Genomic DNA, 24,468 nt, shown 5'->3' with positions numbered 1-24,468 from the left:
AAAGCGTTCATCGAGACCATGCCATGTGTTCGACTTGGCTTACTTCTTGCTCCTCCGATAGACCGCGGGCGTCGCAATCGATGTACTGGCCGATGATGGAGCAGTTACCCACGCGACTGACGTACCCGCCCGGCTCGAGTTCTGTGGATGAGGCCAGGCTGATGTATGTGCCCGTTTCATTTTTTCGCTCGGCAGCCGACTGCGTGACATAAGCATTCATGGTGTTTCCTCTGTTATGCCTTGATTTTTGATTTACACGCGGATGGGTGTTCCCTTGTGAGCAAAAGGGCGCGGCCCGGGATGGACATGAATGCATGGCGGTGAGCGATTGACCTCATCCCATGAGCTGTGCGATCCCGCGCGTAATCGTCGCGCCTGCTCCGACGTAGGCCACGACCACGAGCAACCGCCGCGCGACGTGCGGTTTCACGATGGTGACGAGGACCTCGCCGAGGAAGAGTCCGGCAACGAGGGCGACTGCGACCAGGATCCAGACCCAGCCGGGTAAGGCAGGAATCGTCGAGCCGGATGCGAACTTGGCTCCGAGCGATGCGAGGCCAACGATAAGGAAGTAGGGCTGCACGGTAGCCACAAAGGATCGGTGCGGCCAGTTGGTGGCGAGAGCGTAGATACTGACGGCTGGACCGCCAATTCCGGCTGTGGCATTCATGAATCCACTCGCAGCACCCGTCACGGCACGCAGGCGGAACCCGTCGTGAATGTCGACGCGCCCTAGATTCACCGAAACGGTTAGTCCGGCAGCGAGGAGAATGCCGATGGAAATTTCCAGCAATGCGCCGGGGACGTGACGCAAGACGAGTGCGCCGGGAATAATGCCGACGAGTGCAAACGCGGCGAGCCATCCGGCCCGCCGCCAATCAACGTACCGCACCACGCGGCCGAGAATAATGGCGGCGGTAAGCGCGCCGCATCCGTTGACAAGGATGACTCCGTCAATAGGGCCCAAGAGGAGAACCAGGAAGGGGGCCGCCACCAAGGCGAACCCCATCCCGGTAACGCGCTGCATGCTCGAGCCGACCAACACCGCGAGGATTACAAGAACGGTCGACCACATTTAGGCCTTCCAGGCCACGTACCGCGTCTCCTGGAATTCCTGCATGCCGGCACTCGCACCCTCGCGGCCGAGACCGGATTGTTTAATGCCACCCATGGGCGCGAAGGCCACGGAGGGAAGCGGATCGTTGATGCCCACGATGCCGGCTTCAAGCCGATCCGAGTATGTCCACGCCCGTGCGGCGTCCGTCGTCCAGACGTAGGCAGCAAGGCCCATCTCCGTGGAATTCGCCTGCCTAAGAGCCTGCTCATCATCGACAAATGTGGTGATGGCAGCGGCGGGTCCGAAAACCTCCTCACAGGCGAGGGCGGAGTCTGCGGGGGCGTCGCGCACGAGCGCTGGAGCTAGGAACGTACCACCCGCAGGAACCTCAGTTCGGGTCGTCAAGAGCCGGCCGCCCCGATCAACCGCGTCGTCAATCATGGTGCGCACGGCGTCGACCCGTTCCTGATCGATCAGGGGACCGAGATCGGGTACCGGATCTCCGTCGACGGGTACGCCCGGGCCGATGCTGAGGGCGTCAAACCGCGCGGCAAGTCGGCTGCCGAACTCGTCGATGACCGATTCATGCACCAGGAACCTGTTGGCGGCCACACAGGACTGACCCGTGTTTCGGAGGCGCCCCAGGAGCGCACCTTCGATTGCGTCGTCGAGGTCAGCGTCGGCGCAGACGATGAAGGGGGCGTTGCCCCCGAGTTCTAGTAGTGGGCGAACAATGCGGCGAGAAGCCAGTGCCATGATCTGGCTGCCCACTCGCGTAGACCCAGTGAAGCTGACCGCGCGTACGGCCGGGTGCTCAAGAAGAGCGCCGGTCAGCTCACGTGACGGCCCGTGAACGATGTTGACAACACCGGCCGGGAACCCTGCGTCGTGCAGCACCTGGAACAGCGCCGTCGCGGCGAGCGGGGCTTTCTCGGCCACGCGGCCGACGACCGTGCACCCGGCCGCGAGCATCGCCGCGATTTTGCGCGATTGGATGGAAACGGGAAAATTCCACGGCGTCAGGCTCACGGCCACGCCGAGCGGGTGCTGGGAAGAGAAATGGCGGCGGCCAGGTGATTCGGGAGAGATTAGAGTGCCGGCCGGGCGCCGTGCTTCCTCGGCGAACCATCGAAAGTACTCGACCGAGAAGTCGACTTCGCCCTGAGCCTCGGGTAGCCGCTTGCCTGCTTCTCGGGCAAGCAGGATGGCTATTTCAACTCGACGCTCCATGAGAAGGTCGGCCGCAGTATGCAGTAAGTCGGCCCGCATCCGCCCCGTGGTTTGAGACCAAGTGTCAAATGCACCTGCCGCCGAATCCGCCGCTCGTGTCGCATCGCCGGCTGAGCCCCAAGCGACGTGACCTACGACGGACCCGTCGGCCGGATTTGTCACGGCCTTTGTCTGAGCGACGGAATCCCACACGCCGTTGATGAGCTGTTCGGCTTCAATCATGTTCGATCCTTTGGTTGGTATTCAAGGCATTTCGAGGACAGCGGGGCGAATCCGGCCGCCTGTGAGGATGGAGGGCCACGCCGGGTCTATGCCGAGAGGCTCAGCACCCAGGGGGGAGACGAGAGTCGTATCCTCGACTTTGAAACCCGCTGCGGATGGATTCCATCCCAAGGCCATACCGCTTCGCAGAGTGAGTTCACTGCGCGAGTTGGCTATGAGCTCACGCGGATTAAAACCAGTGATCCCTCCTTGATGGTGGCGTCGCCACTCGTCCCGGCCGAAACCACAGTCGGCATAGCCGGCGATCCCTGCAGCGAAGACTTCCGCGAGGTCTGCTCCCGGAACACTAGCGTCGAGGAATCGCCGCTCCACCTCGAGAAGGTTGCGGTAGGTCTCTGCATGCTGGCCAAGGGGTGAAAATGCGACCATGCGGGTCACGCTGGCTACGAGGCCGAATCGGCGACCGCAACAGGCCACCATCATTTGGTCCTGGATTACCTTGGCAGTCGCCAACGGATGTCGGTGCTCACCAATTCGCTCGTCACTACCGACAAATATGGCTACGCATTCGATACTTTCGTCGAGCAAGGCGGCGATCAATCGGCCGGCAACGTGCTGTTCGGTTTCGCCCGGACGGGCTGTGGCAGCGACCGCACCGGTGATGCGCGCTGTGTCGAGGCTGAGTTCGCGAAGCAGTGAAGCCTGTTCGGTCGTGAGGACGCGTCTCAGCGTGGTGATTTCGGCGCTGGCGTCGAGTCGCCCTGGACTAGCGCCGTCAGACGCGATGTTGGCGCCTTGAGGGAGTAACTTGCTTCGGTCTTGGTCCCACGGAACGGTTTCGAAGGCCACGTCTCGATAGATGAATTCCGTGTCTCGGAGCCTGGGCGCTTCGATCGAGTTAGTGACGATTCGAACCGAGGGGGAGGATTGCGAGCCCAGACCTGAGACAACCACGTCGAAGCACGCGGGTGAGAGCGTTTGGGGAACATGCCATCGCGCCCCAGTGAACCAGGAAAGGTTCAGGGGGTTGCTGAGCACGACCGTGTCAACGCCCAGCGTATGTGCCAGTGTGTGCAACCCCGAGAGCTGCTCATGCCACGCGGCGCGGGGTAGGGCGGTTATGCGGGCGCTCATCCCTTACTCGCCCCTGCAGTAATACCGGCCACAAAGTAGCGCTGCAGGAACACGTAGGCGATCACAACAGGAAGAGAGGCCAGAACGACACCGGAGAACAGCAGTGGGTAATTTGTCTGGAACTCGCCCTGGAAGCTCAGCAGCGCGAGCGGCAGCGTCCTCTTCTCGGGAGACTGAATGAACAGCAGCGGCCACAAGAGCTCGTTCCAGTGGATGACAAACAGGAAGATCCCGGTTGCGGCGAGCGACGGAGTCGACAACGGCATGACAATCGAACGATAGGTGCGCCAGTGGCCCGAGCCGTCGAGCGATGAAGCCTCGTAGAGTTCACGGGGCAAGGTACGCATGAAGCCCCCGAGTATGAAGACTGCGATGGGCATTGTGGCGACCACGTTGGCAATCACCAATCCAAGGAGCGTGTCGAGCAGTCCCATACGTTCAAACAGGACGTACAGCGGAATCATGCTGGTTTGGGCCGGCACGGCCATGCCGAGCACGAGAAATCCGAAGATGAGCCAGCCGGGCCAGCCCGGGATACGGGCCACGCCGTAGGCGGCGAGGCTGCCGAGGAAAAGCGTGATGACAACGGAGAATACGGTCACGATGGCGCTGTTCATAAACGGAACATCGAGGTTCTGGGCGCCGAGGACTTCGGTGTAATTGTCGGGCGCGAAGGACCCCGGTAGGCCGAACGGACTGCTGAAAAGCTCGCCTGTGGTTTTGAAACTTCCGAAGATCACGATCGTGAGAGGGACAATAATAATGACCGCGTAGATCAACAAGATTCCACGGCGGGCGAGTGAATGAACCACGACTTACTCCGACTTCTGGGTCAACTTGAGAACCCGGCGTTGCAACACGGTCACGAGAACGATCATGGCCATGAAGAGCACTGATTCGGCTGCGGCATAGCCGTATTCTGTGTTGGCGAACGTGCTGTAGATGCGGGTGGAAAGTATGTCCAAGGATGCCTTGGGTGGGTTACCGGCGATGCCCAGAATCAAGTCAAAGGCCTTGAAAGACTGCACCGTGGTGTAGGCGACAACGATGGTCATGGCCGGTGCAATCATGGGCCAGGTGATGGCCCGGAACCGCTGCCAGCGGCTTGCGCCGTCGACTTCAGCTGCCTCGTAGAGTTCTTGCGGGATGCCCTGCAGCCCGGCGATGAAGACCACCATCATTTGGCCGGCGTGGAACCAGACTTGGGTAACCGCGACCCAGTACAAAGCCAGCTGATCGTCGCCTAGGTAGGCGCTCTGGAGGCCCTCCAAACCCACTGCCCCGAGAACGGAGTTTGCGAGCCCAAAGTTCGGGTCGTAGATGAACTTCCAGATGAAGGCCACCGAAACCGAAGAAAGGATGGTCGGGAAGAAGAACAGAGCTCTCAGAACGATATTTGGTCGTGAATTCTTCGTCAGCAAAACTGCGAGAAGGAGTGAGAAAGCGGTTTGAAAGACCACCACGACCAGCATGAACTTGACGTTGTTCGTGAGCGCGTTGGTGAAGAGTGCGTCGTTGGTGAGGGCCCGTGTGAAGTTGTCGAGTCCGACATAGTTGAAGGTCGGAGAAAAGCCGTCCCAGTCCGTAACGGCATATTGAAATGCCTGCAGCAGTGGAACTGCGAAGAAAATGGCGAGCAGGGCTACGGCAGGCAGAGGGAACAGATAAAGAGTGGGCGCGATACGATTCGGCCGCCGTTTCCGAAGATTCTTGAGGGGAGTGCGCGGGGGCGACTGTGGGGGAGCGTGTGGCGGCCCGAAAGTTTCGGTTTGGGAGGTCATTTCTTGTTCTGATCCACGATCGTCTGCGCATCTGCTGCGGCCTTTTCGGGATCTGTGCCTGAAACGACAGCGATACAACTCGCTTCCACGGCGTTGCGTACGTCCAGATTGTCGAATTGGAAGCGGGCCGCCAGAGCTGTTTTTTTGCTCAGCCACGGGCTCGTGGTTTGGAGATCGCCGTTGGTGTATTCAACGCCGGTGACAGCGACATGCTGGGCAGTGAGATTTGCGTAGTTCGCGGCGTTCTCTGGCTGGGACAGGAAGTCGACCCAGGCCATCGCCGCAGGCTGGTTTTCGCTGGCAGAGTTGACGCCGAGAATGAACGTCGCGTTGTAGACGCCTTCGTACTTCGATGTTCCCGTGGCCGATGTGTTCGGGAAGATGAGGTCCATCGGGAATTCCGCGCCAAGAGCACGTACTGCAGCCAGATGGTACGACCCGGTGACGAGCATTGCGGCTTTCTGCTGTGCGAAGAGCGCTTCCGCGGGTTCAACGGCGGTACCCGTCGAGTTGGGTTGGAAGTATGGAAGCAATTCCATGTATTGCTTGAGCATCGCAATGAACCAGTCGTCGGTGCAGGCGAGGGTCCCTTTTTCAATCTGGCTGCACATGTCGTCGGCGGGTGCATTGTTCACGATCATGCAGTTGAAGAGTTGACCGGCATTGCCCACGTCGCCGGCTGGCCAGGCCATGGGTGACACACCTGAACTTTTCAGAGCCTCGCAGGTGCCCAGGAATCCGGCCCAGTCCTTGGGGGACGGGTCCGCACCGGCCTTGTCGAAGAGATCGAGATTCGCCAGTGGCATGGGGAAGACGACCTGGTAGGGCAGTCCCAGTTGACGGCCTTGTGATTGCCCGGCAGAAAGCAGCCCTGGGTCGTAGTTCTTGACGGCATCGGTGTCGGTGAGGTCCGTGTATATTTTCGCGGTGCTGAAGTTTGTGAATTGGGCGCCTCGGAAGGTCGCAAAGGCGTCACCGGTGGTGCCGCCTCGGAGTTTCTGGAGCGCCTGTGCGTTGTAGTCGTTCGACGTTGAGATGGATTGCGCCACGCTCGCGGCGGGATTGGCGGCGACGAACTTCTTGATGAGTCCGTCAAAGGCGTCCTTATCCTCGGCGCGCCAATGTGCGAAGGACACCTCTCCTTCGATAGCGCCCGTCTTGGGAACGCCGAGTGGGGAGACGGTCTGGGCTGTTCCTCCGGGGCCTGCGCATGCTGTGAGCGCGGCTCCGATACCGATTGCTCCGAAAATACCCAGGGCCTGACGTCGTGAAAAATTGGTGCTCATAGTGATTTCCTCTTCGTTGAGTTTCAGTTGCCTACGTGCGTGGTCTGTATTGAGTCACCATTCGGTGATGGGGATCCCGAGAAGGTCAGCGGCTGCCCGAAGCTGGGGGCGCACGTCGTTCCATGCGAGAACGGTGTGATGAGGGAATCCACCGACCACCAGTGAGTTCACGAACGCGCTCGCATCGACTTCGAGGCGAACTTCCGCGGTATTCCCTTGGAACCGGTTGGGCGCGGGGATGGATTCGCCCACCGCGATGAGAAGTCTTAGCCCGTCCACGCCCTTGTCCGTAATGTTTTCGGTCAGGCGCGCCATGATGACGGGACCGGTGCGCAGTGGAAAGTTGCCGGCCACACCGATTTTCCGATTGCAGTGCACAAACTGAGTGGCTTCCGCGGGGTCGGCGGCCAGCGATGTTGCCGCTGCTCCGCAATGCCATAGCCGAACGCTGTTGTTGGACACATCCAGATCCACAGTGTCTACCAGGTACGTCGTTCCTGATCCGAGTGCTTCCAGTAAGAGCATGGTGACCGAACCGTAGACGTCACGTTCGCACGCCGTCGGTGTCGCCTCGTCAGCAATTCTGGATAGAGATGAACACGGGCACACGCCGCGCTGGGCCGGGAATTCTGGCCAGCACCGGATGGCCAGGGCGGAGAGCGCCTTGGCTGCAGTCCAGTCACGCAGGGCAACGGTCACAGCCGCATGACGGGAGACTTCGTCCGGGTCCAGAGCGGCAAGGCTCGGTCTGGCCGTTCGAACCGCGACCTCCTCAGAGTTGCATGCTTCAGCGCTGACGTCGTCAATGCGAGAGAACATCTCATCCATACTCAGTTTGTGCACGGTCAGTCCAAAGAGAGACTGCAGGAGATCACCATCGAATTCGCTCGGGGTGAACCCCGGGGGCGCCTCGGAGACGAGGCCTAAAGTCTTCCCGCGTAGAGAGTTGAGTGCTTCACGAACCGGCTGTGCTTCGGCTCGCTCCCGAACCATGGGCGGCAAGGTTTTCGCCGAGGGGAGGTCGCCAGAGAGGGCGAGACTGAGCGCATCTGCGACAGCGGCCTCGTCGGGATCGCCGTACACGAGTCGAACGGATCCGCCAGCGCGAACCAAAGCGTGCGCGTAGAGATTCGACCCGCACAAAGAATTTAGCCACAACCGGTCGCCCACGGGTCCGGGCTCACGGAATGACCACAAAAGTACGGGCTGCGCGAGCCCGGAGTAAAGTGCGAGCGCCGGCGTCGCATCCGAGAAACTTGCACATACGTTAATGATGAGGTCGTAGTCGTGGTCGATGTAGGCGCGAGCGGCTTCGAGGTCGTCCGGGGTCATAATAAGTCCCTGTGGGCCGTGGACCTCCGCCCCGAGAGACTCGAGGAGTGCGCGTGCTGCACTCGCTCGGGTCTCCGCGACCTCAATGACGAAGGTCGGCCGAGCCGTCGCGATCATCAGCACGCGCGGACGGGTGGCCGCAGTCGTCATGAGACGATCCCGTCCACGACGTCGCAGAGACGCTTGAGGCGGTCGACCGCATCGGTTTCTATGGCCCCGATCACGTCTGGTGTCCCAATGCATGATGCCCACACGGCGCGGCCGGCGAGAAAGCCGGAAGCGCCTTCAAGGCAGGCCCATTTGACTGCGTCCGGGAAGATATCTTCTGGTACGCCTGAGGAAAGCACGACCCAGGGGCCGGTAATGGACGTTGTGAGCTGGGCGCAGGCGCGGCGTACGGCTTCTTCGGGGGCCTGTCCGTGGAAAGGCACTTCAGCTTTGTAGAGATCGGCTCCTAACGAGCCCAGCTCAGCTGCTGCTGCCTGAATCCCCGCGTTCCAGTCGAAATCTTCACCGTTGAGCGGTTTGCGCGACAAGGGTTCGATGATGCTGATCAGACCGTTTAGGCGGCAACTCTCGACAAATTCGCGGACCATGTCGATGCGCTTTTCGGGGGCTTCATCGGGGCGATACAGTACGAGCAGCTTGAGTGCGCGCACGCCCAATGCCGCGTATTTCGCTGGGTCGACGGAGCGGTCGATTGTGACCTCGCCGACGAGTTCTCCGTGTGCTGATTCAAAATGGTCGGCGGCAGCGATCAGTCCGCATCCGTCAGCCACAACATCTGCCGCAATGGCTTGGTCCAGGGCGAACTGCTTGTCGATCAAAACCCCGGACGCGTACGGGCTCAGAATTCGGGCAGCATCCAATTTAAACGCGCGCACGGTGTCGTCGGACACGAGTGCGTTCTGGTGTTCTGCCAACATGTTGCGCATGGCTTCGCGTTGATCGACGGCGAGCATGGCGAATGCCCCGGACGGGCGCTGGAGTACGGACAAATCAACGGGAGACATGATCAACTTTTCCTTGGTTCGATGGAGACTGGGCAGGTACGGCATGGTTGACGGTAAGACTGTGGCGGGGAATTCTCGAGCGCCCGTCGAGGCCGGTGCAGGATTCAGCTGCAACCTCGTTTGCGAGGGCGGCGGCGTCCACGAGGTCCCAGCCCGCAGCGACTGCCGCGAGGAGAGCGCCGTGAAAGACGTCGCCGGCACCCAAGGTGGAGACGATGCGTGTCGGAACGGCGGGGACATGCACCACCGAGCCCGAGCCGCTGTGCACCCAGACCCCGTGCGCGCCGTCTGTGGCGACGACCGCTCGAGCTCCGCGGTCGATGGCGGCTTGAAGGCGCTCCGGCTCACTGAGCCGCGGCTCGAACTCCGCTCGGAGTCGCTCGATGGTGGGGACATAGAGGTCGATGTCGGCGGGGTCAAAATCGGGTATCGGGTTCCCGGCGTCGACGCTGAGCCGAATGCCCGGTCCGAGCCGCTTCACCGCGGACCACCCGAGATGGTCGGCGTGCACCCATGCTGCGGATTCAGCGGCCGCCCGAAATGCTCCGTGGGATGGGAATTCGAGGGGCGGTACGGGACGCGTCACGATGGCCCGATTCTCACCGCCGTGGCTGACAATTATGAGACTCGCCCCGGAAGGATGAGTATCTGACCGAACCACAGCCGAGGTATCAACGCCTTCGATTTCCAGTCCGGAGAGGATACGATCGCCTTCGTCGTCGCGCCCAATGACACCGGCGAATGCAGTGCGTGCGCCCAGCCGAGCGGCGGTGACTGCTGCGGTTGCCGCCGGGCCGCCACCCGCGGTGATGAACTCCCCGGCTATGGTGCGACTGTCTGCCGACGGGAAATCGCCGACTGAGGCTATCGAGTCAAGTGTGGCGTAACCGACGAAGAGGAGAATTGCGGATTGATCCATGTGCGACACGTTCTCTACCTCTCTGTAGCGTGATTCAAGGACCACGTTTGATTGAATATACACATTCAATGTTGGAAATACAACATTCAATCTATATGGTGGTGTGAAGGCAGGGCGCATCGTCGCGGCCGGCCGAGGATTCTTCTCAACGAGGAGAGAACGGAGACATCGTGAGCACAACGTCAGCAACCGATTCGAGTCAGCCGAGGATTCGATATGGCATTATTGGTGCCGGTCACATGGCCAGAGAACATATTCGAAATCTGGCCTTGATTCCAGGCAGTGTTGTAACCGCAATCGCAGATCCAGTCGAGGCGAGCCGTGACGAGACTTCTGCGGGAATCGCCGGCGACGTCCAAACGTTCGCCGACTATCGTGAGCTTCTTACGTCCAACCTTGTTGATGCCATCATCATCGCAAGCCCAAATGACACTCACCACACGATCCTTAAAGACATTTTCGCGTCAGGCAAGGCCTATCCGGTTCTGGTGGAGAAGCCAATATGCACGACACTCACCGATGCTGACGAGCTGGAGGCGCTCGCGCAGGAATACCAGGCGCCCATCTGGGTGGCTATGGAATATCGGTATATGCCCCCGGTCCAGGAGATTCTGCGCACAGCCCAGAACGGCGACCTCGGCGGGCTCCGGATGCTCTCCATCACGGAGCACCGCTTCCCGTTCCTGGACAAGGTCGGCGACTGGAATAGGTTCTCTGAGCGCACCGGTGGGACTCTCGTGGAGAAATGCTGCCATTTCTTCGACCTGATGCGTCTGATCCTGCAGGACGAGCCGGTGCGCGTATATGCGTCGGGTGCGCGCGACGTCAACCACGCTGATGAACTCTACGAGGGCCGCACCCCGGACATCCTCGACAATGCCTACGTGGTCGTCGATTTCGCCGGCGGCGCACGAGCCATGCTCGAACTGTGTATGTTCGCCGAGGGTTCCCTGTTTCAGGAACACATCGCTATCGTCGGCGATCTGGCCAAGACCGAGTGCTACGTGCCGGTGGCACAGGGCCACTGGCCCCAGGGAGATCTACGCGAAGCTGAGGTTGAGTTCAGCCCCCGCACCCCGCAGGCACCCCGCCGCCACACCGTAGTCGTGGACGAGGCGCTGTTGGCAGCGGGCGCCCATCACGGATCGACCTACTTCGAACATCTGGGGTTTCGTCGGGTCATACTGGGCGAAGGCCCGGTGGAGGTGACCGTCGCGGACGGGCTCCAGGCGGTGCGCATAGGCATCGCCGCCGAGCAGTCGATCCGGGAAGGCCGGGTTGTCGAAATCTCCTCTCGCTCGGTCCCCGCTGCTAGGTAGTTGTTGTGGAAGTGTATGACTATGTTGAACGAGCAAGGCTCCCGGCGGAGACGCACCAAAGGCCACAAGCTCCTGGGACCCGCCGGGATAACGAGGGAGAATCGTGAGCACCGGACTTGATTCGATGACGAGTCGCCAGGTTTCGATAATGAACCTGTTGCAGAAGAGCGGATTCGTTTCCACCTCCGAGTTGGCCGAATCCTTCTCCGTTTCGGAAATGACAATCCGCCGGGATACGCGCCAGCTTGCGAGCGGTGGCTTGGTACGGGTTGTTCACGGTGGAGTGAGTCTCGTAAACCCAGCGGGGCACAACGCCGATTTTGCAGCACGCGCGCGAATCGAAGCCGAGGCCAAACACTCTGTGGCGTTGGCCTGCCTTGGCTTGGTCGGAAGCCGCGACGCGATCATCATCGATGCTGGAACAACGACGTTCCAAATCATCAATGAAATGCCGATCGCCTTCGAGGGGACCGTGATCACAAACTCCGCGCCGGCGATTCAGCGCTGCCTCCAAATGACGAAGGCGCGCACAATCTGCTTGGGTGGGGAATTGCTCCTGGACAGCCAAGCATTTACCGGACCTATGACGAGAGCCGCTGTTGAAGGCTTGCGAGCGCAAATCGCCTTCATCGGCGTCAGTGGGGTGCATGAGAACTCCTTCTACATCGAGCGCGATGTCGAACGCCCCACCAAACTCGCCCTCATGGAAGCCGCTGAACAGGTCGTGGTCGTTGCTACCCACGACAAGATAAATCGTTCCGCGCTCGTTCGACTAATGGACTTTTCGTCCGTCGACATCTTGGTCACGGATGCTCCGCCACCGGCAGATATCAGACAGGCGCTTCGCGCTGCGGCGGTCGAGCTGATCATCGCAAAGAGTCCGACCGGCGGCGCGGGCAGGCCCAACTAGAGACGACCGACAGCCCGAACCGGCATCAGACAGCTCATTCAATCCTTAGCAAAGGCGCCCTCAATGCTCAGCAACCTCTCCGGATGGCATTTCGTCATCATCCTCTTTGTTGTTCTACTCTTCTTCGGCGCCCCCAAGCTTCCAGCGCTGGCACGCAGTCTTGGTCAGTCCATGAAGATTTTCAGGACGGAGCTCAAGAGCGAATCGGGCGACGTCGAAAAGAACCCACACGCTACGGGCACCCCCGGGGATAGCAACGGGTAGATCCGTGCCTTCTTTTACGATTTTTGCTCATGCTCAATCTGGGAAAGGCGTGATGCGGCATCGGACCTTCGCCTAGAGATTTGATGCGCGCACGTTTATTCAACGTTTATCGCCTCGAAACGGGACGAAATGGGTCCAGATGTTTCGAGAGAACGGAGGTGGTTAGACCGAAGAAGTCCTTGTCAGGGCGAGATTAGACGAGGTGTTGACGCATCCTCTTCCAGCTCGAAAAAAGTTCGGCGCAAACCGTCGGTCCCGGGTTCAAGTCCCGGGCATGGATCGGAGCGTGTTCGATGTTTCAGCCGAGCCAGACGGCGAGTCGCGCCGCGTCGCTCGGTACTGACGTGACCATAAACGCACCATAAACCCCAAAATCTGACCAGATTCAGGCCGTATCTCGCCGTACAACGCGTACACTAAACCCCATGAGAACCGCGGAATTCCGCGGAAGTCTGCCCCATATGCAGGTGCGCACCACCACCCCGACGCCTATCATTTGTTCTTGGTTCGAGTCCAGGTACCCCAGCACTAGCCCATGCGTTTCCGCGGAAACCAGGGGCTTTTCCTGTTTCCAGACACCGCACGCTCGAGGAGTGGCGGCAGACTCGCTCGGGACCGCCATATCGGCGCATATGCGTCGTCGCGTGAGATACCTGCGGTACGGAGTCAAGCATGGACGTTTGCGCAGGTCCTAACCTGGCAGCGTTGAGGATCGAAGGCGGCCAAGTCTCCGGAGGCGAATCCTGAGCAACGTGAACGGACGCCCCAGCCTTGAGACCTGGTCACCCTCGGGTCGTGCAGGCGTTGCCCGCAAGCCAGTCTGGGGGGATACTCACAGTATCAGTGGCGTTCCGGAGTGAGCGCGACCGGCATCCGCTTCGCTTCGTCGTCACCCTCCAACGGGAGGTTGTCATGGATGCACGACGGACATTTTCAGTCATCGGCGTCGTTCTCGTCGAGATCGCCCTCGCGGGGGCGACCCTGACGGGGTGCGCCGTCGCCCGGCCCCAGCAGCCCGAGGTCACCCCGAACGCCCCCAGCTCGTCAGCTCCCAGCACGTCGTCGCCGCCGGCGCCGCCTCCCGACACCGGCGGAAGCAAAATATCCCTCGAGTTCGCGCAACTCCCAATCGGCGGCAGTGTGAGTTTTGACGAAAATACGTTTGCCGACAATTGCGTAACGGTGAACTGGATCGTCGAACAGGATAACTCCAGGATTCCGGAGAATGTGCAGATCTGGATCAGCGGTGCCACCTTCACGGACGACGTCTACGCGCTCGCCGATTCTGGATGCAGCGGCGAGAATCCGCCGTGCATCGGGTTCATCTTCGACGTCGCCAACCAGACCTGCGATCTGGCGATCGCGCCGACCGGCAAGCAGCCGAGTTCGCCGGATGCGCCGCTGGCAGTCAGCATCGCCGGCGAGGTCACCTGCACTGAAGGTGAGACCTTTGAGTGCGCGAAATTCCTATCCGCGTTAGACACCGAGAGCAACCTCAGCATCCCGCTTGACACGCCTCCCGTCGCCGATGCACCTCCCGCGGATGAGAGCTTGGGAGCGACTATGAGCGGACCCGCCTGATGCCCGAACCGGGGGAGAAGGAGGGTGGTGAACAGTTCGAACGCGGGTTGAACGTTCTCGGCAGCATCATCGCTCCGGCGACGCTTCTGGGCGCCCTGCTTTTCTATTTCGGCTACGTTTCGTCTCGGGCCCAGTACGACTACTTCGGCATTGACGTCGACGTCATCGGCCTGAGCACGCAAGACTACGTGATGCGCAGCCCACAGCCGCTCTTGGTGCCGCTTCTCGTGTTCGCGCTGGTCGGCGCAGCCCTGATCGCCTGGCACGCGCAGATCCGACGTCGCTCGAGCCGAGCCGGCTTCGCGGCTGCGGTGAGGCGGGGCGTCGTCGTCGGCCTGGTCATCCTGGGAGTAGGGGTCGTCCTGCTCCTCGCCTATCCGATCCTCGCCGGATGGGGCTACTACCCGCTCGTCACCCCGCTCGTCCTGGCGTTGGGCGGCGCGATCGCAGCGTATTGCCTGGCTACCGTGCGGTTCCTGGCCCGCACAGCCGGTGCGAGTCACCGCCCGCCGACGGGCGTCGTCGTGCTGCTCTGGGCTGCGGTCGCCGCCTGCGTGTTCTGGGCGACGGCCACGGTCGCGCAGTGGTCGGGCCTGGGTCTCGCCCAACAACAGGCGCGGCGCCCTGACAACCTTCCCAGCGTCATTGTCGACACCGAGGAGCGGCTCTTTCTCCCGGATGAGGCGCGGGTGAACGAAACCCTGCTGCCCGCGTCGGCCGACGAGACGTTTCGGTTCCGCTATTGGGGGCTGCGACTCCTCATTGTCGGAGGGGATCGCATGTTTCTCATCCCCAACGCCTGGGACAACCACAACACAACTCTCGTGCTGCCGCTCGATGGCTCGGTTCGGCTGCAATTCCAGTTCCGCAATCTTGAGCCCTGAACACATGCTGGACCGAACCCAAGAAGGTATTTCGCTCGCCGGCTGACGGCGACATCGCCGGCGCGACTCTCGCCGCCGAAGCATCCGCTCTGGATCTGATCGATGAGTACCGGGGAACGAAATGCTCAGGCGTTCTCGAGTTCCTCGATCACAATCTTCTTCTGGCCCATCATCACGCCGATCTGCTCGGGTCGGCGAGTCAGATCGGCCATATTCTCGGGGATGATCTGCCAGCTGATACCGAATCGGTCTTTGCACCAGCCGCACTGCTCAGAATCGGGCACGTGGGAGAGGTTGGCCCAGTACGCGTCAATTTCGCCTTCGTCCCGGCACAACACCTGGCGCGACCCGACCAGCTTAACTACCCCCGATGGGGGGTCATTTTGTCGATTCGTGATATAGATTTAAGTGAGGGAAATTCCCCCGGTCGACTCGCGGCAATCCAGCGAGGCGAGGTTGCCGACCGCGAGCCTGTTCTGCTATACCGTGAAGCGTTCCAGCACCGCACGCTCACAGCGCACTCTAGAGATCACGGAAGGCGTGATGACTATGACCCCCCACAACCGCAAGAATCATTCCCGGCCGTCCGCCGCCGCTGATTCCACAGCAACGGTCAAGGCGAACCTTCCCGGTGGAGACAGCGCGGTAGCGCAAGAGGCGCTTCTGGCGAAGAATTTGCTGCAGCAGACGGTGAGTTTGCAGGACGCGATCTTCAACAGCGCGAACTTCTCCAGCATCGCCACCGACGCCCAAGGCGTCATCCAAATCTTCAACGTCGGTGCGGAGCGGATGCTCGGCTATACGGCGGAGGAAGTGGTGAACAAGATCACTCCGGCCGAGATTCACGATCCGGACGAGATTATTATGCGGGCGGCCCAGCTGAGCCTGGAGTTCGGCACCACGATCCAGCCCGGATTCGAAGCACTCGTCTATAAGGCGAGTCGCGGTATTGAAGACATCTATGAAATCACCAAGATTCGCAAGAATGGCAGCCGGTTTCCGGCCATCGTCTCGGTCACCGCGCTGCGTGATGAAGACGCCGCCATTATCGGCTACCTGCTCATCGCTACCGACAACACGTCGCGTAAGCAGGTGGAGGTCGCCCAATCCGTGCTGGACCAGCGGTTGCGCGACCAGCAGTTCTATACGCGCTCACTGATCGAGTCGAATATCGACGCGCTCATGATGACCGACACCCTGGGAATCATTTCCGACGTCAATCAGCAGATGATTGAACTGACCGGCCGAACGCGGGACGAACTCATTGGCGCGCCCTGCCGCAATTTCTTCACTGACCCGGCTCGGGCCGACACGGCAATTCAGCGGGCCCTCACCGAGAGCCGGGTCAATGACTACGAGCTCACGGTGCAAGCGCTCAACGGCGATGAAACGGATGTCTCCTACAACGCGGCAACGTTCTACGATCGCGACCGGGTCGTTCAGGGCGTGTTCGCATCTGCCCGGGATGTGACCGAACGGAAGCGGTTCGAACGGGCGCTGAAGGAGACCAACATCGAGTTGGAACACGCCAGCCGGATGAAGACGGAGTTTCTCGCGACGATGTCGCACGAATTGCGCACGCCCCTGAATGCGATCATCGGGTTCTCCGAGGCGCTCAAAGACGGGCTCATGGGTGATATGAGCGATTCTCAGCGGGACTATATCGGAGATATCTTCACCAGTGGACATCACCTGCTCGATCTGATCAATGACATTCTCGACCTGTCCAAGGTCGAGGCTGGAATGATGGATATCGAGCTGGAACCCGTTGATGTGCGCTTGTTGCTCGAGCAGAGCCTGCTGATTGTGCGCGACGGAGCGGCCGCCCACGATATCCAGTTGCGCTTCGAGGGTGCAGAAGACCTCGGCGTGCCGCTTCTCGATATGCGCAAAACCAAGCAAATCGTCTATAACCTGCTGTCGAACGCGGTCAAATTCACGCCCGACCATGGGAATGTCACCCTGATGGCCAAACGGGTGCCGCGGAGCGCCGTCGGAAAAATTGCCGGTTCGTGGCCCGTGCACGATTTTCCGCTGCCCGCCAGCACAGTCTTGGACTTCCTCGAAATTCGCGTCGACGACACTGGCATGGGCATTTCCTCCGAGAATATGTCGAAACTTTTTCTCGCCTTCAGCCAGATCGACAGCACCCTGGCCCGACGGTTCGAGGGCACCGGCCTCGGTCTGGCCACGGTCAAAGAGATGGTGGGGATTCAGGGCGGAACGGTGGCCGTGGCCAGCGCCGAGGGCGAGGGCTCGACCTTTGTCGTGTGGCTGCCGCTGGGAGTCACCGATCAGGTCGCACCGGCCTGGTCGGCGCCGGGAGATGAATTGACGGGGACTACCGATCGCGAGTCGGCACCAGCGAGCAAGGTGGCGGGCGCAACCGACCGGCCCAAGCCGCATCCGTTTCACCCGGCACCGGCTGCCGTCGAGTCAAAGTCAGCCGAGCCAGAAGTAGAAGCGCCGGTCGAACCCGACAAAGAGGTGTACTCGACCGCGACCGGCCAGCCGGACGCCAGGTCGCAGGCGCAGCAGGAACATGAAGCGAAGTCGGAGAAACACGTTGCCCTCGTCATCGAGGATGACGCCAAGAGCGCAGAGGTACTGCGGCTGCTGCTCGAGGCTGAGGGGTTTCGCGTCATCGTCGCCCCCAGCGGCGAGGAAGGCCTCGCCCTCGCTCCGCACCAACAACTCAGCCTGATCACCCTGGACATCCGCTTGCCGGGAATGGACGGGTGGGGATTCTTGATTCGGCTGCACGAGTTCGCGGATCTGGCGGCGGTTCCCATCGTGATCATTGCCGGGGATACCGATGTGGCCCTGGCCCTGACCCACGGTGCGGCGGCCGTGTTGGAGAAACCGATCAGTCGGGCAGCTCTGCAGAAATCGTTGAACGTGCTGGGTCTCGGCCCGGACGCGCTCCGCACGCGGCGGGTTCTGGTGGCCGATGACGACCCCGAAACCGTTGATGTGATTGCCCGGTTCCTGACTCGCCCGGAGTACGCCGTGGAACGCGCGTTCACCAAGAATGATGCGATCGAGATGGCGCAGCGTCTGCATCCTGACCTGGTGCTGCTCAACCTGATGATGGAAGGGTTTAGCGGTTATCAGGTGGTCCTGGCCCTGCAGAGTGACCCGAATACCGAACACATTCCCGTGCTCGTGGTCACCGGTAAGCGGCTCACCAAGCAGGAGCTGGCCGCCGTCGACAGCGACCCGACCCAGCCCGTGCGCGTGCTGGGAACCGAGAATTTCAATCGAACGGCGTTCATAGCCGAGGTGAAGCGAGCGCTAAATTCGGGCCTGGATCTGGGTGATGAATAGTGGCCAGGATACTGATTATTGAAGACAACCCGATCAATATGAAACTGGCCAAGCTGTTGGTGCGACGGGCCGGGTATTCGACACTGGAAGCGGTCGATGCCGAGAGTGGATTGTTGCTGGCCCGGGTCGAAGTTCCCGACTTGGTTCTCATGGACATCCAGTTGCCGGGAATGGATGGCTTCGCCGCCACCACCGCGTTGAAGAACGACCCGGTGACCGCCGACATCCCGGTGATTGCGCTGACCGCCATGGCCATGAGCCGAGACCAGGAAAAAGCCCGCACCGCTGGCTGCGACGCCTACATCACCAAGCCCCTGCACTATAAGGAGCTTCAGGACGCAATCAACTGGCTCATGCCGCGGGTAGACGATGAGGTTGCGTCGCACGAAGCGGGATCGCTCACCCGGGATGTTCTCGACCGCGGGAACGAGTTCGAGCAGGCCAGCACAGAAGCGGATGCCTCGCCCTCCCCGGAAAGCCGGGCTGCGGTTCGCGCACCGGGCGCGACCCGCATCCTCGTGGCCGAGGACAACCTGACCAACCAGAAGCTCATCCTGTGGCAGCTGCACCTGCTGGGCTACGAAGCCGATGTGACCGACAACGGTGCGCTCGCGTTCGCGCGATGGACGAGCGGCGACTACGACCTGGTGATCACCGACCTGCACATGCCAAAGATGAACGGTTACGAGCTGGCCTCGGCCATCCGGGCGGCCGAGCCGCCCGGTACGCGGATGCCGATTCTGGCCATGACCGCGAGCGCGGTGCGCGCCAGCGATGCTGACCATTCGCGCTTGGTCGGCATGAATGAGTACCTCATGCGGCCGCTGCACCTGGCCAAATTGCGCGCGGCTCTCGTTAAGTGGCTACCGGTCGAATCCGACACCGAGCAGGGTCAGCTCCTATAGACCCGGGATGCTCAGCGTCTGCCGGAGGAGAGTGACCGTGCGGTCCAGCGCCTCGGCCAGGGTTAGCCGGGTGGGGCGTTCCCGACCATCCTCCTGGCTCGTGTCGGCCGTCGCTCCGAACTGGGGGCAGGGAATCCACTGCAGCGCCATGAACCGCAGCACGCCCAGCAAGGCGTGCGTGATCAGCTCGGCTTGGCCGTGTCGAAAGACTCGGTCAGCGTCGGTTTCTGTGTCTGTGTCGACCCCTCGGGCTAGTCGCAGGTAGACGAGCTCAGCGACCTCATCGGTGACCCTGGTCATCCGTTCCATCTGCTCCTGCAGGAGCTGCGGATGCAGGCCGAAGATCTGAATTCGGTCGGTGAAGAGCTGCTCGTCGATGCCGTCCGGCGGCCCCATCGCGCTCATCAGCGCGAGCGCGTCCGGCAACAGGTCGTCTCCCGGCGCGGCGATGAACTCGCGAGCGCTTGCCTCGTCAATGGTCGGCGGTTCGGCACCGATAATGGCGGCCGTCTTCGTCTTGAAGTAGTTGAAGAAGGTGCGCTGCGAGATGCCGCTCGCGGTGCAGATCATATCCACCGTGACCTTGTCGAAACCGTGTTCCAGGACGAGGCTGACCGCGCTCCGTTCCACGCGCAAGCTCGTCGCGTGGTGCTTGTCCTCGCGGGAGCGCGGGCGAGTGGAGATGGTGGGGGTGTCGATCATGACTCGTCCTGGTTCATCGGTGTGCTTTATCGGATTGCCGGCGCTACTCGTAGCGCAGCGACTCGATCGGGTTCTGCTTGGCGGCTCGCTGGGCCGGAAGGGTTCCCGAGAGGAACGCGATCAGCATGACCAGCAGAATGACGAAGGCCACCGACATCGGTTCGAACAATAGAATATTCAGCCCGGGCAATCCGGAGAGGAAGCCCTGCGACAGCACGGCGCTCAGCGCAGAGCCGAGGCCGATGGCCACACCGGCCCCGATGGCGCTGCCGAGGAACCCGATAAAAATGGCTTCGAGGCTGAACAGGGTGTAAACCTTGCCACCGCTCATACCCATGGCCTTCATTAAACCGATCTCGCGGGTGCGTTCCTGCACGCTCATCAGCAGGGTATTGATGATGCCGAATGCCGCGGCGATCAGGGCGATCACGGCGAAGGCGTTGAGCACACCGACGATGCCATTGATCACGGTCTGCACAGCGCCGAGCTGGTCCTCGATGGTGCTGGCGGAATAGCCCTCGGTCGCGAGGTCGGCCTTGAGCGCGCTGATGCCCTCGGCAGAGAGCGCGGTATCGAAGTGGGCGACGGCCACGCCGTAGCTCGTGACGGCGGTGTCGATGCCGCCGGACTGCGCGTCGGCCAGTTCAGCGATCAGGGCATCGTTGGCCCCGGCACCGGCAGCGAGCAGGCTCTCGAGCGAGACGCCGACGACGGTGGCGTCGACCACGTGCTTCTCGCCGAGAATGTCGGTGATCCCAATAGAAACGGATGCCCCCACCGCGTCATCCGCGGAGGCGAAGCCGAGCGGAGTCACAAAGGTGTCCTGCAGCACCAGCTGCGCCTCCTCGGCACTGCCGTCGAGCTGCGCGCCCGCCGTGAGGTCGGCCGTGGTCACCGCCGAGGTAGCGTTGATGCTGAACTCGTACCGTGTGCCCGAGTCGTATTCGACGTAGTCGGGCTGCACCGAACGGATCGGGTCGACCGATTCGATGCCGGACGTTTCGGCGATCGCCCGGAGGTCGGCATCCGTCAGAGCCTTGGTCGTGGTGCCGGGGGGACCTTGCCGACTGGAGACCGACGCGGAACTCTCGGCGTCATATTCGACCGGGCCGTCGCCGGCGGCGGTCGCATCGCTGGCCTGGGTGATGATGAACACGTCGGGCGAGCCGAGGGCGCCGACCTGGGCGTCGACGTACTGGCTGACGCCGGCGCCGACCGCGTTGGTCAGGGTGAGGGTGAAGGCGCCGACGAAGATGGCGAGCACGGTCAGCGTGGTGCGGAGCTTGCTGCGAAAGGTATTGGAGATCGCGGTGGCGACGAGGTCTTTGGTTCTCATACTGCGCCTCCGGCGGTGTTCATTGCTGCAGTGCTGTGTGCTGCGGGGGCGTGGGTGGCGAGCTGGGAGACGATGAGTCCGTCGCGAATGTAGATCTGGCGGTCGCAGCGGGCGGCGAGATCCTCGTCGTGGGTGACGATGACGACGGTGATGCCCTGGCTGCGGTTCAGCTCGAACAGGATGTCTTCGACGACGGCGCCGGTGGCGGTGTCGAGGTTGCCGGTTGGTTCGTCGGCGAAGATCACGCGCGGCGAATTGACCAGGGCTCGTCCGATGACGACGCGCTGCTTCTGCCCGCCCGAGAGGGTCGTGGCCTTGTTGCCGGCCTTGTCGGCGAGCTCGAGCTGCGTAAGAACCTGCATGCCGATGCGGCGGCGTTCCTTGCCGCCCATACCGGCGATCTTGAGCGGGAGGATGACGTTGTCGAGCACGCTCACGTTGGGGGTGAGAAAGAACTGCTGAAAGACGAAGCCGAATTCCTTATTGCGCAGTTCGTTGACGGCGCGCTTGGACAGCAACTTGGCGTCCTGACCGGCGACCTGCAGTGTTCCCTTGTCGGGTTCGTCGAGCAGCGCGAGCAGGTGCATGAGGGTGGACTTGCCCGACCCGCTTTTGCCGACGATCGCCACGGTCTCGCCCGGCGCGATCTGCACGGATACGCCCTTCAGCGCGTCGAACCGGCTCGTGCCAGAGCCGTAGGATTTCTCCAGGCCTTGCGCATCAATTACCCACTCGGAGTCCATCGGGCGTCCCTCAGTTCGGTGCTAGATACTACAAAATGCAGTAACTGCACTCTAATTTGCAGTTGCTGCAAATTTGCTGAGGGGGAGTGCGCTGTCGCAGCTATAGATCGAGGCTGTCTCCCGGTTCCAAGGCGAAGAATTCGCCGCCACCCTGCTCGGTGACACCTTGGATTCGTGCGTTAGACAGGTCTTTCCCGGCCCGGGATAGCAGCATCTCATGGGTCGTGAAGCTGCGCTTCGGCTGGACGGCCAAAACGTAGTCCATCGCCTCACTGATTTTCATCCAGGGCGCCGCGGCCGGAACGGCGAGTGTGCCGACCGTGACGCCCTCGGGAACCGTGAAGGCGTCACCGGCGTAGTAGAACTCGTCATTGACCAGCACCCCAACGTTGTCAATGACCGGAATCGACTCGTGAATGATCGCGTGCGTCGCCCCGAAGAAGCGCAGGCTGAACGGGGCGACCTCGATCTCGTCCCCGGCCTGCACCGTCGTCACCTCGAGATCGGCATTGAAGGCGGCGATCGCCCGAGCGACTCCGGCCGGCGCGAAGATGCGCAGGTCGGAGTTCATTTCGACGATCCGGCCCAGCTGTTCCGGGGTCCAATGGTCGGCGTGTTCGTGGGTGATAACGACGGCTACGGCGCCCGCCGTGCCGGTGAGCGCCGTGGTGAACGAACCGGGGTCGATGTAGAGCTTCTTGCCCGAGAGCTCGAGGATCAGGGCGGCATGCTCCAGCTTGGTCAGTTTCATGTCCCCGAGCTAACCGCGATTCGAGTCGTGGCGCAACAGCATCCGCTGTCGTGATTGCTGTTTTGCCGCTGTCGCGACGCGCCGTGTGCGCTCAGTTTGGAACTGCGCTGGTCCGTGTGGCATACTCGGTAAGTTGCAAAAACGGCCCCATCGTTTAGCGGCCTAGGACATCGCCCTCTCACGGCGGTAACGCGGGTTCGAATCCCGCTGGGGTCACAATGCAAAACCCCGTAGATACCAGTGTCTACGGGGTTTTTTGCTCCCCAGATGCGGTCAAACCCCACGAAAACCCCACAACTGATTCGGCTCGTGCGGCATCCAGACGGTCTGAAACGTCGTCCAAGTCGTCCTCGAAGAGGTCCGCGTAGGTGTCTAGCGTCATCGCGGCGGAGGCGTGGCCGAGCATCCGCTGAACCGCTTTCACGTTGGCGCCGGCGCTGATGGCGAGACTGGCCGCCGTGTGGCGAAGGTCGTGCGGCGTGATCTTCGGGAAGTTCGGGTCGACGTTCTGGCACCTCTTGACCGCATTCTCGAACCATCCGCCGTGGCCGGCCGACTGCCTCTGGTGGTTGACTCCGTCCCCGAACAGCAGGCCCTCGCGACCCTTGCCCTCGCACTGGAGGGCGATCGGTTCTGAGAGGAACTTCGGATAGGGCACGCTGCGAGCCTCGTGAGTCTTGGGTGTCCCGACGACGACCCTAGCCCCGAGCCACACCGCATTCTCGGCGACGAAGATCCGACGACGCAGGGTGTCGAGCGAGCGGATGCGGATACCTGTCGCCTCGCCCCAGCGCAGGCCCGTGTACGCCAGCGTGTAGACGAGCGTTGCATTCTTACCGGAGTTCGCGGCGAGCAGTTCCACCTGGGCGGCCGTGAGGTAGTTGCGCTTCTTCTTCGCTTTGCGGGGGAGCTTGACACCGCGGGCCGGATTCGTCGTCAGACGGCGGTCCAGCACGGCGACGTCGAGGATGGCGGCGAGGACGCCGTACGCGCGGATGACAACGGTCGCCGATCGGCCGGGGGTGATCTTGGTGACCCAGTTCTTGACGTCGGAGTGCGTGATTTCACCGACGCGACGTGCCCCCCACATAGGTTTGACGTGGATCCGCCAGGCGCTCTCCTGTGCCGCGTAGGAGGATGGCTTCAGGTGTGTCTGGTTGCTGATCCACTCGTCGCCAAGGTCCGCGATCGTTGACTTCGCCGTCTTCGGGTTGACGTACTCGCCGCGCAGGGCCGAGACGGTGATGTTCGCGAGGTAGTCCTCGGCGTCCTTCTTGCGGCTGAAGCCAGCCTTCTCGCGAGAATTGCGGTCGGGGTCGCGGTACCTAACGCGGTATCGCTTGCCGTCCTCTGTGCTGTACGAGGTGATGCTGCCCATGTTGTGCTCCGTTGTTTGTGGCGACCGGTTGACCGTTACCCAGTACCATGCGGCGGGTATTGCGGTGGTGCCTCAGAGTGGCGGTGATCAGAAGTTTTTTGTGAGGCCAGACTTCCCGCCGCAGGGGTTAGTAGTGAGACCATCCATTGGTCTCTCCGGCGGACGGCTTGACGGTCATCCCCCGGAAATCCGACCGAAAGAACACCATGCCCGTATACCTCACTCCCGACCAGGTGGTCCTGATGCTCCCGGGACTTTCCCGCGGCCAGCTCGCGCAACTCCGTTTCACAGGCAAAGGGCCCAGTTATCGGAAGCCGACACCGAAGACCGTGCTGTACGTCGAGTCTGAAGTAGTGGCGTGGGTGGAGAGCACGGCGCGCATCGCACGGCCACG

At 61.6% G+C, this 24,468-nt stretch carries 23 protein-coding genes and 1 tRNA gene; 8 read left to right on the top strand and 16 right to left on the bottom strand.

Annotated features, from left to right (window positions below):
• Positions 1-7: 7 nt before the first annotated feature.
• The 10 genes from E3O45_RS06115 to E3O45_RS06070 form a co-directional block, all read right to left on the bottom strand.
• On the bottom strand, positions 8-220 hold the full coding sequence (locus tag E3O45_RS06115; RefSeq protein WP_134442566.1) for a hypothetical protein: 213 nt from the start codon (positions 218-220) through the stop codon (positions 8-10).
• 114 nt (positions 221-334) lie between these two features.
• The gene (locus E3O45_RS06110; RefSeq protein ID WP_134442564.1) at positions 335-1,075 is read right to left on the bottom strand and encodes a sulfite exporter TauE/SafE family protein; all 741 of its coding nucleotides are present in this window, start codon (positions 1,073-1,075) and stop codon (positions 335-337) included.
• The gene (locus E3O45_RS06105) at positions 1,076-2,509 is read right to left on the bottom strand and encodes an NAD-dependent succinate-semialdehyde dehydrogenase (protein WP_134442563.1); all 1,434 of its coding nucleotides are present in this window, start codon (positions 2,507-2,509) and stop codon (positions 1,076-1,078) included.
• A 21-nt stretch (positions 2,510-2,530) separates the two neighbouring features.
• Positions 2,531-3,643, bottom strand: coding sequence for a Xaa-Pro peptidase family protein (locus tag E3O45_RS18365; protein WP_134442561.1), 1,113 nt, complete (start codon positions 3,641-3,643; stop codon positions 2,531-2,533).
• Positions 3,640-4,455, bottom strand: coding sequence for a carbohydrate ABC transporter permease (locus E3O45_RS06095; protein ID WP_134442559.1), 816 nt, complete (start codon positions 4,453-4,455; stop codon positions 3,640-3,642). The genes E3O45_RS18365 and E3O45_RS06095 overlap by 4 nt, the downstream gene beginning before the upstream one ends.
• Positions 4,456-4,458: 3 nt before the next feature.
• Positions 4,459-5,424 carry a carbohydrate ABC transporter permease gene (locus tag E3O45_RS06090; RefSeq protein ID WP_134442557.1) on the bottom strand — a complete coding sequence of 322 codons (966 nt, stop codon included), beginning with the start codon at positions 5,422-5,424 and terminating at the stop codon, positions 4,459-4,461.
• The gene (locus E3O45_RS06085; RefSeq protein ID WP_134442555.1) at positions 5,421-6,710 is read right to left on the bottom strand and encodes an ABC transporter substrate-binding protein; all 1,290 of its coding nucleotides are present in this window, start codon (positions 6,708-6,710) and stop codon (positions 5,421-5,423) included. The genes E3O45_RS06090 and E3O45_RS06085 overlap by 4 nt, the downstream gene beginning before the upstream one ends.
• Positions 6,711-6,764: 54 nt before the next feature.
• Positions 6,765-8,042, bottom strand: a complete 1,278-nt coding sequence (locus E3O45_RS06080; protein WP_198418227.1) for a hypothetical protein — start codon at positions 8,040-8,042, stop codon at positions 6,765-6,767.
• Between the two features lie 146 nt (positions 8,043-8,188).
• Positions 8,189-9,055: an aldolase gene (locus tag E3O45_RS06075; RefSeq protein ID WP_134442551.1), complete on the bottom strand. Its 867-nt coding sequence runs from the start codon at positions 9,053-9,055 to the stop codon at positions 8,189-8,191.
• Positions 9,042-9,974, bottom strand: coding sequence for a carbohydrate kinase family protein (locus E3O45_RS06070; RefSeq protein ID WP_134442549.1), 933 nt, complete (start codon positions 9,972-9,974; stop codon positions 9,042-9,044). Before E3O45_RS06070 ends, E3O45_RS06075 begins: the two co-directional genes overlap by 14 nt.
• 170 nt (positions 9,975-10,144) lie before the next feature.
• Between E3O45_RS06070 and E3O45_RS06065 the strand changes: the two genes are divergently transcribed.
• From E3O45_RS06065 to E3O45_RS06045, 5 genes are all read left to right on the top strand, one after another.
• Complete coding sequence (locus E3O45_RS06065) at positions 10,145-11,293, top strand: Gfo/Idh/MocA family protein (RefSeq protein WP_255452960.1); 1,149 nt, start codon at positions 10,145-10,147, stop codon at positions 11,291-11,293.
• Positions 11,294-11,396: 103 nt separating this feature from the next.
• Complete coding sequence (locus E3O45_RS06060) at positions 11,397-12,203, top strand: DeoR/GlpR family DNA-binding transcription regulator (RefSeq protein ID WP_370450318.1); 807 nt, start codon at positions 11,397-11,399, stop codon at positions 12,201-12,203.
• A gap of 63 nt (positions 12,204-12,266) precedes the next feature.
• Positions 12,267-12,467 (top strand): twin-arginine translocase TatA/TatE family subunit, encoded by a 201-nt coding sequence (gene tatA, locus E3O45_RS17935; RefSeq protein ID WP_134442547.1) that lies wholly within the window; start codon positions 12,267-12,269, stop codon positions 12,465-12,467.
• 843 nt (positions 12,468-13,310) lie between these two features.
• Positions 13,311-14,048 carry a hypothetical protein gene (locus E3O45_RS06050; RefSeq protein ID WP_134442545.1) on the top strand — a complete coding sequence of 246 codons (738 nt, stop codon included), beginning with the start codon at positions 13,311-13,313 and terminating at the stop codon, positions 14,046-14,048.
• On the top strand, positions 14,048-14,932 hold the full coding sequence (locus E3O45_RS06045; RefSeq protein ID WP_198418225.1) for a hypothetical protein: 885 nt from the start codon (positions 14,048-14,050) through the stop codon (positions 14,930-14,932). The genes E3O45_RS06050 and E3O45_RS06045 overlap by 1 nt, the downstream gene beginning before the upstream one ends.
• Before the next feature lie 125 nt (positions 14,933-15,057).
• On the opposite strand, the gene E3O45_RS06035 is transcribed toward E3O45_RS06045, so the two are convergent.
• The gene (locus E3O45_RS06035) at positions 15,058-15,270 is read right to left on the bottom strand and encodes a VOC family protein (RefSeq protein WP_241985241.1); all 213 of its coding nucleotides are present in this window, start codon (positions 15,268-15,270) and stop codon (positions 15,058-15,060) included.
• A 205-nt stretch (positions 15,271-15,475) separates the two neighbouring features.
• Between E3O45_RS06035 and E3O45_RS06030 the strand changes: the two genes are divergently transcribed.
• A complete protein-coding gene (locus tag E3O45_RS06030; protein ID WP_134442542.1) occupies positions 15,476-18,259 on the top strand; it encodes a response regulator in 2,784 nt (927 codons plus the stop codon).
• Positions 18,259-19,164 carry a response regulator gene (locus tag E3O45_RS06025; RefSeq protein WP_134442540.1) on the top strand — a complete coding sequence of 302 codons (906 nt, stop codon included), beginning with the start codon at positions 18,259-18,261 and terminating at the stop codon, positions 19,162-19,164. The genes E3O45_RS06030 and E3O45_RS06025 overlap by 1 nt, the downstream gene beginning before the upstream one ends.
• Here the strand turns inward: E3O45_RS06025 and E3O45_RS06020 are convergent.
• The 4 genes from E3O45_RS06020 to E3O45_RS06005 all read right to left on the bottom strand — a co-directional run bounded on the left by E3O45_RS06020 (position 19,159) and on the right by E3O45_RS06005 (position 22,696).
• Positions 19,159-19,866 carry a TetR/AcrR family transcriptional regulator gene (locus tag E3O45_RS06020; protein WP_134442538.1) on the bottom strand — a complete coding sequence of 236 codons (708 nt, stop codon included), beginning with the start codon at positions 19,864-19,866 and terminating at the stop codon, positions 19,159-19,161. The genes E3O45_RS06025 and E3O45_RS06020 overlap by 6 nt on opposite strands.
• 43 nt (positions 19,867-19,909) lie before the next feature.
• A complete protein-coding gene (locus tag E3O45_RS06015; RefSeq protein ID WP_134442536.1) occupies positions 19,910-21,202 on the bottom strand; it encodes an ABC transporter permease in 1,293 nt (430 codons plus the stop codon).
• Positions 21,199-21,945 (bottom strand): ABC transporter ATP-binding protein, encoded by a 747-nt coding sequence (locus E3O45_RS06010; RefSeq protein WP_134442535.1) that lies wholly within the window; start codon positions 21,943-21,945, stop codon positions 21,199-21,201. The genes E3O45_RS06015 and E3O45_RS06010 overlap by 4 nt, the downstream gene beginning before the upstream one ends.
• A 100-nt stretch (positions 21,946-22,045) precedes the next feature.
• On the bottom strand, positions 22,046-22,696 hold the full coding sequence (locus tag E3O45_RS06005) for an MBL fold metallo-hydrolase (protein WP_134442533.1): 651 nt from the start codon (positions 22,694-22,696) through the stop codon (positions 22,046-22,048).
• 143 nt (positions 22,697-22,839) lie between these two features.
• On the opposite strand from E3O45_RS06005, the gene E3O45_RS06000 reads away from it, so the two are divergent.
• Positions 22,840-22,912, top strand: a tRNA-Glu gene (locus E3O45_RS06000).
• A 28-nt stretch (positions 22,913-22,940) separates the two neighbouring features.
• Here E3O45_RS06000 and E3O45_RS05995 read toward each other — a convergent pair.
• Positions 22,941-24,074: a site-specific integrase gene (locus E3O45_RS05995; protein ID WP_134442531.1), complete on the bottom strand. Its 1,134-nt coding sequence runs from the start codon at positions 24,072-24,074 to the stop codon at positions 22,941-22,943.
• Between the last annotated feature and the right edge of the window lie 394 nt (positions 24,075-24,468).

The organism is Cryobacterium sp. TMS1-20-1, assembly GCF_004402355.1.
GTDB classification, from domain to species: Bacteria; Actinomycetota; Actinomycetes; order Actinomycetales; family Microbacteriaceae; genus Cryobacterium; species Cryobacterium levicorallinum.
Note: the sequence above shows the minus strand (reverse complement) of the source record. Positions and strands in the feature narration are given on the sequence as shown.

What these genes read in the sequence shown, in the direction of transcription:
- E3O45_RS06115 (WP_134442566.1), bottom strand. Translation starts at nt 220, where the DNA reads ATGAATGCTTATGTCACGCAGTCGGCTGCCGAGCGAAAAAATGAAACG.
- E3O45_RS06110 (WP_134442564.1), bottom strand. Translation starts at nt 1,075, where the DNA reads ATGTGGTCGACCGTTCTTGTAATCCTCGCGGTGTTGGTCGGCTCGAGC.
- E3O45_RS06105 (WP_134442563.1), bottom strand. Translation starts at nt 2,509, where the DNA reads ATGATTGAAGCCGAACAGCTCATCAACGGCGTGTGGGATTCCGTCGCT.
- E3O45_RS18365 (WP_134442561.1), bottom strand. Translation starts at nt 3,643, where the DNA reads ATGAGCGCCCGCATAACCGCCCTACCCCGCGCCGCGTGGCATGAGCAG.
- E3O45_RS06090 (WP_134442557.1), bottom strand. Translation starts at nt 5,424, where the DNA reads ATGACCTCCCAAACCGAAACTTTCGGGCCGCCACACGCTCCCCCACAG.
- E3O45_RS06085 (WP_134442555.1), bottom strand. Translation starts at nt 6,710, where the DNA reads ATGAGCACCAATTTTTCACGACGTCAGGCCCTGGGTATTTTCGGAGCA.
- E3O45_RS06080 (WP_198418227.1), bottom strand. Translation starts at nt 8,042, where the DNA reads ATGACCCCGGACGACCTCGAAGCCGCTCGCGCCTACATCGACCACGAC.
- E3O45_RS06075 (WP_134442551.1), bottom strand. Translation starts at nt 9,055, where the DNA reads ATGTCTCCCGTTGATTTGTCCGTACTCCAGCGCCCGTCCGGGGCATTC.
- E3O45_RS06070 (WP_134442549.1), bottom strand. Translation starts at nt 9,974, where the DNA reads ATGGATCAATCCGCAATTCTCCTCTTCGTCGGTTACGCCACACTTGAC.
- tatA (WP_134442547.1), top strand. Translation starts at nt 12,267, where the DNA reads ATGCTCAGCAACCTCTCCGGATGGCATTTCGTCATCATCCTCTTTGTT.
- E3O45_RS06045 (WP_198418225.1), top strand. Translation starts at nt 14,048, where the DNA reads ATGCCCGAACCGGGGGAGAAGGAGGGTGGTGAACAGTTCGAACGCGGG.
- E3O45_RS06030 (WP_134442542.1), top strand. Translation starts at nt 15,476, where the DNA reads ATGACTATGACCCCCCACAACCGCAAGAATCATTCCCGGCCGTCCGCC.
- E3O45_RS06020 (WP_134442538.1), bottom strand. Translation starts at nt 19,866, where the DNA reads ATGATCGACACCCCCACCATCTCCACTCGCCCGCGCTCCCGCGAGGAC.
- E3O45_RS06015 (WP_134442536.1), bottom strand. Translation starts at nt 21,202, where the DNA reads ATGAGAACCAAAGACCTCGTCGCCACCGCGATCTCCAATACCTTTCGC.
- E3O45_RS06010 (WP_134442535.1), bottom strand. Translation starts at nt 21,945, where the DNA reads ATGGACTCCGAGTGGGTAATTGATGCGCAAGGCCTGGAGAAATCCTAC.
- E3O45_RS06005 (WP_134442533.1), bottom strand. Translation starts at nt 22,696, where the DNA reads ATGAAACTGACCAAGCTGGAGCATGCCGCCCTGATCCTCGAGCTCTCG.
- E3O45_RS05995 (WP_134442531.1), bottom strand. Translation starts at nt 24,074, where the DNA reads ATGGGCAGCATCACCTCGTACAGCACAGAGGACGGCAAGCGATACCGC.